General features: G+C 54.9%; 7 protein-coding genes. 3 read left to right on the top strand and 4 right to left on the bottom strand.

Annotation, left to right across the window (positions count from 1 at the left end; all coding sequences use genetic code 11):
• Positions 1 to 30: 30 nt before the first annotated feature.
• The gene (gene uvrA / locus ACI1P1_RS20265; RefSeq protein ID WP_416218264.1) at positions 31 to 2,925 is read left to right on the top strand and encodes an excinuclease ABC subunit UvrA; all 2,895 of its coding nucleotides are present in this window, start codon (positions 31 to 33) and stop codon (positions 2,923 to 2,925) included.
• Positions 2,926 to 3,032: 107 nt separating this feature from the next.
• Here the strand turns inward: uvrA and ACI1P1_RS20260 are convergent, their stop codons facing one another.
• On the bottom strand, positions 3,033 to 3,482 hold the full coding sequence (locus ACI1P1_RS20260; RefSeq protein WP_416218263.1) for an SRPBCC family protein: 450 nt from the start codon (positions 3,480 to 3,482) through the stop codon (positions 3,033 to 3,035).
• Positions 3,483 to 3,621: 139 nt separating this feature from the next.
• Here ACI1P1_RS20260 and ACI1P1_RS20255 point away from each other — a divergent pair, with 139 nt between their 5' ends.
• Positions 3,622 to 4,443: an AraC family transcriptional regulator gene (locus ACI1P1_RS20255; protein WP_416218262.1), complete on the top strand. Its 822-nt coding sequence runs from the start codon at positions 3,622 to 3,624 to the stop codon at positions 4,441 to 4,443.
• Positions 4,444 to 5,004: 561 nt separating this feature from the next.
• Here ACI1P1_RS20255 and ACI1P1_RS20250 read toward each other — a convergent pair.
• From ACI1P1_RS20250 to ACI1P1_RS20240, 3 genes are all read right to left on the bottom strand, one after another.
• Complete coding sequence (locus tag ACI1P1_RS20250) at positions 5,005 to 6,618, bottom strand: nitrite/sulfite reductase (protein ID WP_416218261.1); 1,614 nt, start codon at positions 6,616 to 6,618, stop codon at positions 5,005 to 5,007.
• 216 nt (positions 6,619 to 6,834) lie between these two features.
• The gene (locus ACI1P1_RS20245; RefSeq protein ID WP_416218260.1) at positions 6,835 to 7,803 is read right to left on the bottom strand and encodes a sugar phosphate isomerase/epimerase family protein; all 969 of its coding nucleotides are present in this window, start codon (positions 7,801 to 7,803) and stop codon (positions 6,835 to 6,837) included.
• A gap of 133 nt (positions 7,804 to 7,936) precedes the next feature.
• Positions 7,937 to 9,094 (bottom strand): MBOAT family O-acyltransferase, encoded by a 1,158-nt coding sequence (locus tag ACI1P1_RS20240; protein WP_416218259.1) that lies wholly within the window; start codon positions 9,092 to 9,094, stop codon positions 7,937 to 7,939.
• A gap of 222 nt (positions 9,095 to 9,316) precedes the next feature.
• Between ACI1P1_RS20240 and ACI1P1_RS20235 the strand changes: the two genes are divergently transcribed.
• The gene (locus ACI1P1_RS20235) at positions 9,317 to 11,770 is read left to right on the top strand and encodes a S9 family peptidase (RefSeq protein ID WP_416218258.1); all 2,454 of its coding nucleotides are present in this window, start codon (positions 9,317 to 9,319) and stop codon (positions 11,768 to 11,770) included.
• The last annotated feature ends 84 nt before the right edge of the window (positions 11,771 to 11,854 follow it).

Below are 11,854 nucleotides of genomic sequence, written 5' to 3'. Positions count from 1 at the left end.
ACGGTTGAGGAGAAAGGTGGAGGCCTGAAAGTGGCAAGTGAATCCATAGTTGTGAAGGGCGCCCGCGCCCATAATTTGAAGAATATCGATGTCACCATCCCGCGGGACCGGTTTGTGGTGCTGACGGGTTTGAGCGGCTCGGGCAAGTCGTCTCTTGCTTTTGATACCATCTACGCGGAAGGGCAGCGGCGCTATGTGGAATCGCTGTCCGCTTATGCCCGGCAGTTTCTCGGCCAAATGGACAAGCCGGATGTGGACTCCATTGAAGGCCTCTCCCCGGCCATCTCCATCGACCAGAAAACCACCAGCCGTAATCCCCGTTCCACGGTTGGTACCGTAACGGAGATTTATGACTATCTGCGGCTTTTGTTTGCGCGGATCGGCCGCCCTCATTGTCCGGAGCACGGTGTGGAGATCACGGCCCAGACGGTTGAGCAGATGGTGGATCGTTTGATGGAATACCCGGAGCGCACCCGGCTGCAGATTCTGGCACCGGTGGTTTCAGGGCGTAAGGGCGAACATACCAAGCTCTTGGCCGACATCGGGAAGCAGGGCTTCGTCCGTGTCCGTGTGAACGGCGAGCTGCGTGAGCTTTCGGAGAAAATCGAGCTGGAGAAGAACAAGAAGCACAGCATCGAGGTTGTGGTGGACCGTATCGTCGTCAAGGAAGACGTCCAGTCCCGTCTTGCCGATTCTCTCGAAACCGCTCTTAAGCTGGGTGAAGGCCGGGTATTGGTGGACGTGATGGAGCATGAGGAGCTTCTGTTCAGCCAGAATCTGGCCTGTCCCGAATGCGGCTTCAGCATGGAGGAATTATCCCCCCGGATGTTCTCCTTCAACAGCCCCTTCGGCGCTTGTCCGGAATGTGACGGTCTGGGCATGAAGATGATTGTGGACCCGGATCTTCTGGTGTCCGATAAGGAAAAAACCATTGAGGACGGAGCGTTTGCCGCTTGGGCTGGCAGCACCTCCACCTACTACCCCCAGTTTCTGGCTTCCGCCTGCCGTCATTACGGCATTCCCATGGATGTACCGGTACGGGATCTTACCTCCGAACAAATGAAGATCATTATGTACGGAACGAGCGGAGAGCGGATCCGTTTCCAGTATGAGAATGATTTTGGCCAGCGCAAGGACGCTATGGTTCCCTTCGAGGGGATTGTCCATAACCTGGAACGGCGGTACCGGGATACGGCCTCAGAGGGCATCCGCGAGTTTATCGAACAGTTTATGGGCTCCAAACCCTGCGCCAAGTGTAAGGGACACCGCCTGAAGCCTGAGATTCTGGCGGTTACGGTAGGCACGCAGAACATTTCCTACGTCACCTCGCTGTCCATCGGCGAAGCACAGGGTTTCTTCGATCAGCTTCCTCTGACGCAGAAGGAAGAGACCATTGCCCACTTGATTCTGAAGGAAGTCAAAGCTCGTCTGGGTTTCCTGGTTAATGTAGGCCTGGATTATCTGACCCTGAGCCGCGCTGCGGGCTCCCTCTCCGGCGGAGAGGCGCAGCGGATCCGGCTGGCTACTCAGATCGGCTCCAGTCTGATGGGCGTTTTGTACATTTTGGATGAACCCAGCATTGGGCTGCATCAGCGGGACAATGACCGTTTGATCCAGACGCTGCACCATATGCGCAATCTGGGGAATACCCTGATTGTAGTGGAGCATGATGAGGACACCATGCTGGCCTGCGACTATATCATCGATATCGGTCCGGGGGCAGGCATCCATGGTGGAGAGGTCATCGCCCAGGGCACTCCCCAAGAGGTAATGGATAACGAAGCATCCTTGACCGGCCAATATTTGAGCGGGCGCAAGTTCATCAAGGTGCCGCTGACCAGGCGCAAGCCTAACGGCAAGTGGCTGGAGGTAAAGGGCGCGAAGGAAAACAACCTGAAGAATGTGAACGTCAAGTTCCCCCTTGGGGTTTTCGGCTGTGTGACCGGTGTATCCGGCAGCGGCAAATCCACATTGGTGAATGAGATTCTGTATAAGACGCTGGCCCGTGACTTGAACGGCGCCAAAACCCGTCCCGGCGAATACAAATCCATCAGCGGCCTGGAGCATGTGGAGAAGGTTATCGATATTGACCAATCCCCTATCGGGCGGACACCCCGCTCCAACCCGGCCACCTATACAGGTGTGTTCGATGATATCCGCGATGTCTACTCGGCTACCTCGGAATCCAAGATCCGCGGCTACAAAAAGGGACGTTTCAGCTTTAACGTGAAGGGCGGACGCTGTGAAGCCTGCCGCGGGGACGGAATCATCCGCATTGAAATGCACTTCCTGCCGGATGTCTATGTTCCCTGCGAGGTCTGCAAGGGGCAGCGTTACAACCGGGAGACGCTGGAGATCAAGTACAAGGGTAAGAGCATTGCCGAGCTGCTGGAAATGACCATTGAGGCGTCTGCGGAGTTCTTTAAGAACATCCCGCGGATTCACCGCAAAATCCAGACTCTCGTGGATGTAGGCCTGGGCTATATGAAGCTGGGGCAGCCTGCTACCACCCTGTCCGGCGGTGAAGCCCAACGGGTGAAGCTGGCGGCCGAGCTGTACCGCAGAAGCACCGGAAAGTCCATCTATATTCTGGACGAGCCTACAACAGGTCTGCATACCGATGATATCGACCGTCTGCTGACTGTACTCCACCGGCTGGTGGACAACGGCGATTCGGTGCTGGTCATCGAGCATAATTTGGACGTAATCAAAACAGCGGATTACCTGATTGATCTGGGACCGGAAGGGGGCAACCGGGGCGGTACGATTGTGGCTACCGGGACCCCGGAGGATATTGCCGCTGTGGCAGGCTCCTATACCGGCAAATATCTGAAGCCCGTTCTGGAACGGGATTTGGCCCGGACCCGGAAGGCTTTGGAGGAAGAAGAGCCGCAGGAAGCGGAAGAGAACGCGGCTAGCGTATAGAACAACAGAAAACGATGAAGAACCCATAAAGCAAAAAAACACCGAATGGCCGTACACCAAAAGCTGTACGGCCATTCGCTTCTTCTTTGAATCGGCAGGACCTTAGGTTACCAGCCGAAGTCTAAAGTTTTTCCGGTTTCCGCCAAGGTTTTGATATTGCTTAGGATCATCCACCAGCTTTCACCTGACCGCTCCATCGCCGGATGGCCGGGAGTGAATTGATCATTTACCAGTCTCATTTTGGTACAGCTGCCCGCTGGTTCGAAGGTAAAGGTGACCCGGGATTCCAGCTCAGCATGGTTCGGGGCATAGGAAGGCCCGGGATGTTCGATATAGCTGAATTTGTGATGCGGCTCCCACTCCAGCCAGGTTCCATATACGTGGACCGTTTCGGGACCGTCATTGCCGGGACCGACATATGCCAAGTCCTCCCCGGGCTGGAAAGTGCTGCGCAGCTCACAGCCGAAGAAAATTTGACGTACTCCCTCAGGCCCTGTGAGAATTTCCCACAGTTGCTCCGGAGTTGCCGCTATATAAAAATCATATTGATGTCCCATCAAACATCCTCCTTATTGGTGAGTGCCTTTACTATATAGTGCCCAAGCGGACAAGTCTTGTAAAAACGCGACAGATGGTAGAAAGCTATGAGCAGCAGCTTGGTTTGAGCAGTTACCTTGGTTCAGAGGAGGATGCTTCATGCACCAGGATTTTCCCGCACCTGCATTGGGTGTGCTGCATACAAAGGACGGTGCGCAGCGGTTCCGATTGTCCCGCATCCAGCCTTGTGCGGAGCTGGCGCCGTTTGTTAAGCATTATTGGATTGTCGCTTGGAATTTGGCGGATGGAGAGGAGTATGACCAACTGGTGGTGCCCAATCCATGTGTAAATTTGGTGGTGGAGCCGGGCAAAACGGCATGTTTTGCTCCGGGTGTTACCACCTTCTCTTATAGGCTGAAGGGAGCCGGTTGTGTCTTTGGTGTAAAGTTTCACTCGGGCGGTTTCTACCCTTTTATCCGAGCGCCGATATCTTCATACCGTGGGACCCCCATACCCGTAAACGAAGTGCTGGGACTTTCCGGCAGAGAGCTGGAGGAAGCTGTGCTTAGCCGGAAGGATGAGCAGGCAATGGCGGAGGAAATGGAGCGGCTTCTCTTGTGCCGGTTGCCTGAGTCTGACTCGCAGGTCCAATTTTTGCGGGAGGTGGTGGAGCATATTTGCAATGACCGCGGACTGACCAAGGTGGATTTGCTATGTGCTCATTTGGATATGAATAAGCGGACTGTGCAGCGTATGTTTGATCAGTATATCGGGGTCAGTCCCAAATGGGTCATCCGGCTGTACCGGATACAAGAAGCGGCCGAGCGGCTGGATAATGGCACATATGGTGAGTTGGTGCAGCTAGCCATGGATTTAGGCTACCATGACCAAGCCCATTTTATTAAGGACTTCAAGAATGTGACGGGCCAAACCCCGGAGGAGTATCTTCGAGGACCGGGCCAAGGTCGGGCGTCCGGCTGAGGCCTCACAGAAGGTTGGTTGGGGCGATATAGACTTAGTTTCTGCAGGACTGGAGCTGTAACGGAACGATTTGACGCTTAGAGGGGGAATTTGGAGGTTTTGAATTTGTAACGGAACTCAGAAACCGTTAGAGCAGTAAAAGGTGGCTAGTTAGTCCCAAAACAGCGGCTAAGAGCGTCTGAGTTCCCTTAGCCGGCGCAGCTCCCGATTTTCGGTGTCTAAGCTTCGTTGAGTTCCGTTACAGCTCAACCCGGCTGTTACCGTGGGGGCTTCTCCATGGGAGACAGCCTTCGCACAGCCTCCGAGGCCTCAGGGAGCCAAAGGCTCTCAAGAGTCCGGATGCTCCAGCCCCAATCATCAGTCTCCACCCACCTCAGGGAGCCCCAGCCCTTCGCCCTTCCCAAGGAGCTCCAGCCGCTCTTCCCCAGGACCCAAGCCGCCCTCCCCAGGAGTTCAAGCTCTCCTGCTGTCCAGCTCCTTATTTCCCAAAACCCAAAGAACCCGAAGGGCTCACGCCCACTCGGGTTCTTCAACTTTACGCTCACGTTTACTCTCGCAGACCTAGGATGCTGCCAGGATACCGTTCAGCACCTCTTGGAAGGCGGGGACGCCCACCCGGGCTACAAACCGGTTGAAGGATTCTCCTTCGTTCCGGTTTTCCTTATAATACAGGATCAGCCGGGCCAATACAGGGGCAACGTCGTCGCCCTTCACCCGGCCCTTCAATGGCTGGTTAAATTGAGCGTTGGGGCCCAAGGTGCCGCCGACGGCGATATCGAAGGCATCAACGGTGCCTTCCGGTGTTTTCACCAGCGCCCCTTGAAGGCCGATATCGGCGATTTGCTTTTGACCGCAGGCATTGGGGCAGCCCACGAAGTGAATGCGGATATCCTCGTTCAAATCCACATGCTCATCCAGATACTCGGCCACACGCACCGCACGGACCTTGGTCTCCACAATCGCCAGATTGCAGAACTCATTGCCTGTGCAGGAAACCGTCCGGCTCATGAAGGTATTGGGGTTCGGCGTCAGGCGCTTCAGTAGCGGCTCCGCCAGCAGGGCGTCCACCTTGGTATCAGGAATATCCGAGAAGATGATGTTTTGAGCCATGGTCGTACGCAGAGAACCTTGGCCATACTCATCGGACAGACGGGCCAGCTCCTCGAATTCATCCCCGGTCAGCCGTCCTACAGGCACATTCAGCCCCACATAATTCAGGCCGGACTGCTTTTGGGGGTGAACCCCGTCGAAATAAGCGGCATTCCAGCCTGCGGTTTTATCGTCACCGGAAGCTGGCAGCTCGCCGACAATCTCCGTCAGCTTCTCCAGGAACTTCTCCGGTCCCCAGTCTGCTACAAGGAACTTCAGACGGGCATGATGGCGCTTCTCCCGATAGCCGTAATCCCGGAAAATCGTAACAACGCCGACTGCCACCTTCAGCACATCCTCGGGACGCACAAATACATCCAGGCGTTTGGCCAGATGGGGCTTCGCAGACAAGCCGCCTCCCACCCATACATGGAAGCCGGTCACTTCTTCACCGTCAATCACCTTAACAGCCGGGGTGTAGGCCAAATCATTGATTTCCGCATGAGCGGTATTGTAGATATTGCCGGAAATGGACATTTTGAATTTGCGGGGAAGATTGGAAAAGTCCCGGTTCAAGAGAAAGAAGTCGTTAACCTGATTGACCAGCGCCTCCGTATCCAAGAGCTCATTGGGGTCGATTCCGGCCAAAGGATTGCCGACAATGGTGCGGGGGCAGTCGCCGCAGGCCTCGTAGGAGTACAGCCCCACCGATTCCAGACGTTTAAAGATATCCGGCAGATGCTCCACCCTGAGCCAATGGAATTGAATAGCCTGGCGGGTAGTGATATCCAGCAGGTTGCGCCCGTAATCCCGGGAGATCCCGGCCAGTACCCGGGCTTGCGCCGAATTGACAATTCCGCTGTTGATCCGCACCCGCATCATAAAATGGCCGTCCCGGGGCTTCTGCTCATAGACGCCGGCCCATTTGAACCGGTTCAGATCATCCTCGGTAATAGATGCATACCCGCCTGCCGCATATTCCTCAATAATCGTACGAATGACATCCAGTCCGTCTTTTTCGAGCTTGATCAGCTCTACCTTGTTCAGCTTGGAGGTATCCTCCGCCCAAATGGGTTGGTAAGCCATAGCGTCTTTATCCTCCTTCGGATTCGAAAAAATAAATCCGATTAATCTAGTATGTTTTTATACCGCTATCGTATCATATCCCAAGCCCAGCGTAAATGCTGCGTGCCATAAGGGTTTATTATAGATAACGGGCATTCGGGTTATAATCCGCCCAAACAGAAAACCGCCTGGCCTAAAGCCCGGCGGTTATGTCAATAAACAAGCGGTATGTCCTTATTAAATCCACCAAGCTTCGCCCAAAGGCTCCTTAATCAGCACCTGCTGGAGGTTGGCCACGGCCTTGCTGAAGCCCTCGTCAATGGACATTAGCCCGTCTTCGTGCTCAATGCTCACTACATAATCGTAACCCACCAGACGCAGGGCGCTCATAATATCGGCCCATACCTTCAGGTCATGGCCGAAGCCTACGCTGCGGAACTGCCAAGCCCGGTCCAGCATATGGTCATAGGTCTGCATATCCGTCAGGCCGTATTTGTTCACATTGATGGGGTCAATGGAGGTATCCTTGGCATGGAAATGGTGAATCGCCCCGGCACGGCCCAGGACTTGCACTGCTTGTACCGGATCAATCCCCTGCCACCACATATGGCTCGGGTCCAAATTGGCGCCGATGGCTTCTCCGGCAGCATCGCGGAGACGCAGCAGGGTGGCCGGTGTATGGACGGAGAAACCGCCGTGCAGCTCCAGACCGATTTTCACCTGATGGTCCGAAGCGAACTTGCCCATTTCCGTCCAGTACGGGATCACCTTTTCTTCCCACTGCCACTTCAGAATTTCCTGATAATCGTTGGGCCAAGGAGCGACCGGCCAGTTGGGGTATTTGGCATCCTCATGGTCGCCGGGGCAGCCGGAGAAGGTGTTGACTACGGGCACCTCCAGCTTTTGGGCCAGCTCTACGGTTTTGAGGAAGGTATCGTGATAATCCTTGGCAACAGCCTTTTGCGGATGCAGGGGGTTGCCGTGGCAGGATAAGGCGCTAATGACCAGGCCGCGGGAATCCACCGCCTGCTTAAACGCTTTCAGTTTGGCCGGGTCGCCTAACAGCTCGTCAGGGTTGCAGTGGGCGGTTCCGGGATAGCCGCCGGTGCCGATTTCTACGGCCTGCAGGCCCTTGGATGCCACATGATCCAGCATTTCCTCGAACGGCTTTTGTTGGAACAGTACAGTGAATACACCCAATTTCATTACAAAAAGCACCTCCGTTATGGATAACGTAAACCTTCTTCATTCTGCTTCCATTGTAGAAAAAAAGCCCGCTCCTGCCTATGTCCGAAGTTGCGGAGTTTGTATCCGATTTTGCAAAAGAAAAACCCCGCCTTCAGAAGAAGGAGGGGAAATGAAGCAGGCCTTTATAAATGCGGATGACGATTTCATGATTAGGGCAGTATACGATGACCGCCAGGGTCACAATGGATTGGGTCAGGAAGCAGCGCCAGTAAAAGTAAAGCTTGGACACCTTTTTGCGGTTAACCAGCGATTTCTTCAACAGAGATTCTGCCGCTATGATAACGCCGTGGTAAACTCCCCAGGCCACATAGAGCCAGGTAAAGCCGTGCCACAGGCCGATGAGTACCATAATGAGGACGGACAACCCGGCGCCGGTCCACTTGGAGGGGGATTTCCGGGAGAAAAACATATAGATGTGATCCCGGAACCAGTCACCCAGAGTGGCATGCCAGTTGCGCCAATATTGGGTCAGGGTGGGGGACATGAAGGGCCGTTTGAAGTTCTCCGGCACTTGGTAGCCGAACAGCCGTCCGAAGCCTACTGCAATGTCCGAATATCCGGAGAAGTCGAAGAAGATCAGGATGTAGAACCACACCATCAGAAACAACGAGGTAAAGGTGTTCAGCTCGCCCGACGACACATGGTCAAAGGCGGTGGTCATCCAGGTGACCAGGACGATTTTTTTGAACATGCCCAGGATGATCCGTTTCACGCAAGCTTCGGCCATGGGTGCATCCACCTGATACGGAACCTTGGTATCCGCCATGAAATCCCGGAACTTAAGAATCGGACCGGAGGTGAAGGTGGGCACAAACAGCAGGTAGTTGGCATAGTCCACCGGCTTGCAGATGGCGTCCCGCCCGATGAAATAAGCAAAGTACAGAGCGTCGATGGCTTTCAGTACATTATAGATGATTCCGATGGTGACCAGGGTGCCCAATACCGGATGCTGGAAGATCTCCATATCCGCCAGGCGAAGGAGGACCACACCTCCCACATTCAGGGCAAGAAACAGGATAAACCAAAACAGCTTCCCCCGCTCAAGGCGGGCCAGAAACACAAACAACAGATAGTTGACCAGCGTATACACCGCGTAGAAGACCAGCAGCCGCTGGCTGTACAATCCGATAAAGGCCAGATTGAAGGCCAAAAGCAGCCATCGCTTCTGTCCGGGCAGCCTGCGGGTCAGCCCCATAAGCACGGACATGCCGGCAATGGCCAGCACAGCCGTCATATTCAAATACCACATGTGTCGAATCTCCTCATTCCTAACGAAGGCAATAAAAGTAGTATAGCATTTTTCGGCAGTGCTGTTAACGGGGGCTTCGGCAGCATCCTCCCGGCGGAATGGTTTTTCCTGAAAAATTGGAACGATCTGGGGGTTTGGACGTATAATGAAGGAGTCTGTCCAAGCTTGTCCGCTTCATAGCGGGCGTAACGGACGGGACACATTCACGAAGGAGGAGATTAGTTGTTTAAGCATCCGCTTCAATCCATGCGTAAAATCAGCATCGGCATTCTGCTTTCGGCACTTATCGCGACTTCTTATTTGCCGGCTGCCCAAGCTGCATCCGCAGCACCGGAGGTTCAGAACCAGGCCCAGGCAACATCGCTTGTTAATGACGGCGGCCAATACATGCGCGCGTTAATTACCCAAGGGTACATACAATATACCGAGGATTTGCAAGATTCAACCGCCCCCATGACCCGTGCCCAGGCGGCTGTTCTGCTGCAGCAGGCCCTTCAGCTGAAGGCACCTGAAGCCCTCACCGGCTTCCCGGATGTCACGTCGGAGAATGCCGCGGCGCCTGCCATTTATGCCCTCCGGGCACAAGGCATCGTACAGGGGGGCGACACCGGCTATCAGCCTGATGCCGCGCTGACCCGGGAGCAGTTGGCTTCTTTACTCAGCCGGGCCTTCCAGCTAAATGACAACGGCATTCAAACCTCCTATGCAGACGGACAGGCGATTTCGGCTGCCCATGCGGCGGATGCGCTGAAGCTGAAGCAGCATTTTATCTGGGACGGACAGAATTTTGCTCCCCAGACCGTAGTTACCAAGGCTGAATTCGCACGTGCTCTGTATATGACGCTTGGACTGGACGTAGCCACTCCGTGGGCCATCCCTCTGGAGGACTTCTTCCGGGAATCCGACCAGCAAGGCTTTCAGCTGTCCCCGGAAGGCAAGCATATGGCCTTTGTTCAGCCTGTAAACAACCGTCTCAACTTGTTTGTGATGGAAGTCGGGCAGGAAAAGGATGCGGTGCAGCTTACCCATGAAACCGAGCGCAGCATCCAGGGATTTGCCTGGGTATCCAATGACCGGCTGATTTATGCCAAGGACACCGGCGGGGATGAAAATTACCACCTGCTGGTGGTGGGCATCGACGGCAAGGGGCAGCGTGATCTGACTCCCTATGAGAATACCACCTCCCAATTGATTGATCTCCTGCCGGAGGTTCCGGATCAGGTGCTGATCGGCATGAACAAACGTGACCCGCGGATCTTCGACGTGTACCGGGTCAATATGGACACCGGTGAAACCGTATTGGCCGCAGAGAACCCGGGTAATATTACCGGCTGGATGACGGACAATAACGGCAAGCTGCGGATTGCTATTTCCAGCGACGGCAACATCTCCTCGCTGCTTTACCGCGAGAAGGAGGAGGATGCCTTCAAGCCGCTTCTGGAAACCCGGCTGGGGGAAACCTTCGCTCCGCTGATGTTTACCAATGACAACAAAAATCTGTACGCCATGTCCAACCTGGGCGCGGACAAGGCGGCGTTGGTGGAATTCGATCCCTCCGCCAACAAGGTGGTCAAAACCGTATTTTCCCACCCGGATGTGGATGTGTCGGGAGCTGTATCGTCCCGTGCCACCAAAACCCTGGTAGCCGCTCTCTATATCACGGATAAAATTCACTATACCTTCTTTGACTCCAAGCTGGAGGAGGCCTACAACAAAATCCGCAAGGAGCTGCCCGGCAAGGAAATTGCTCTCGGCAGCCCGGATGAGAAGGGCAACTTCCGCTTCCAGGCTTACAATGACAAGAACAAGGGTGTGGACTACACCTACAATGCGGAAACCGGCGAGTTAGAAAAGATTGCCGAGCTCTCCTATTGGCTGGACGAAAGCAAGCTGGCGGACATGAAGCCCGTCACCTTCAAAGGCCGCGACGGCCTTACGCTTCACGGCTACCTGACTCTGCCCAAGGGCAAGGAAGCCAAGGATTTGCCTCTGGTGGTCAACCCTCATGGCGGACCCTGGGCCCGTGATATGTGGGGCTACAATCCGGAGGTGCAATTCCTGGCCAGCCGCGGCTATGCGGTGCTGCAGGTGAACTTCCGCGGCTCCACCGGCTACGGCAAGGACTTCCTGAATGCCGGCAACAAGGAGTGGGGCAAGGCCATGCAGAATGACCTTACCGACGGTGTGGAATGGCTGGTGGATCAAGGCATCGTGGATGCCGACCGGGTGGCCATCTACGGCGCCTCCTACGGCGGGTATGCCGCGTTGGCCGGATTGACCTTTACGCCTGACGTATATGCCGCAGGTGTCAGCTATGTTGGTCCGTCCAACCTGTTTACCCTGCTGGAATCCCTGCCTCCGTATTGGGAATCCGAACGTGAGCTGTTCCACGAGCGGATGGGGGATCCGGTGAAGGATAAAGAAATGCTGGAGGCGATTTCGCCCCTGTTCCATGTGGACCAAATCAAGGCGCCTCTTTTCGTAGCCCAGGGTGCCAATGACCCCCGGGTGAAGCAGGCGGAATCCGATCAAATCGTTCAGGCGCTGAAGGAACGCGGTGTGGATGTGCCGTACATGCTGAAGAAGGATGAAGGCCATGGCTTCCTTAATTTGGAGAACCAGCTGGATTTCTACCGTGCACTGGAGAAGTTCCTGGACCGTCATCTGCATCCTTAATTTGAAGTTTAAATGTGTCGTCTATACCCGGCAGTTGGCTGCTTACCAGCCGCTGCCGGTTTTTTTGTGCAGCCGGGGTGCAAA

Source organism: Paenibacillus mesotrionivorans (assembly GCF_046098205.1).
In the GTDB taxonomy this organism is placed as follows: Bacteria; Bacillota; Bacilli; order Paenibacillales; family NBRC-103111; genus Paenibacillus_AR; species Paenibacillus_AR mesotrionivorans.
This window is presented reverse-complemented; position numbering and strand designations above follow the sequence as displayed.

What these genes read in the sequence shown, in the direction of transcription:
- ACI1P1_RS20260 (WP_416218263.1), bottom strand. Translation starts at nt 3,482, where the DNA reads ATGGGACATCAATATGATTTTTATATAGCGGCAACTCCGGAGCAACTG.
- ACI1P1_RS20255 (WP_416218262.1), top strand. Translation starts at nt 3,622, where the DNA reads ATGCACCAGGATTTTCCCGCACCTGCATTGGGTGTGCTGCATACAAAG.
- ACI1P1_RS20250 (WP_416218261.1), bottom strand. Translation starts at nt 6,618, where the DNA reads ATGGCTTACCAACCCATTTGGGCGGAGGATACCTCCAAGCTGAACAAG.
- ACI1P1_RS20245 (WP_416218260.1), bottom strand. Translation starts at nt 7,803, where the DNA reads ATGAAATTGGGTGTATTCACTGTACTGTTCCAACAAAAGCCGTTCGAG.
- ACI1P1_RS20240 (WP_416218259.1), bottom strand. Translation starts at nt 9,094, where the DNA reads ATGTGGTATTTGAATATGACGGCTGTGCTGGCCATTGCCGGCATGTCC.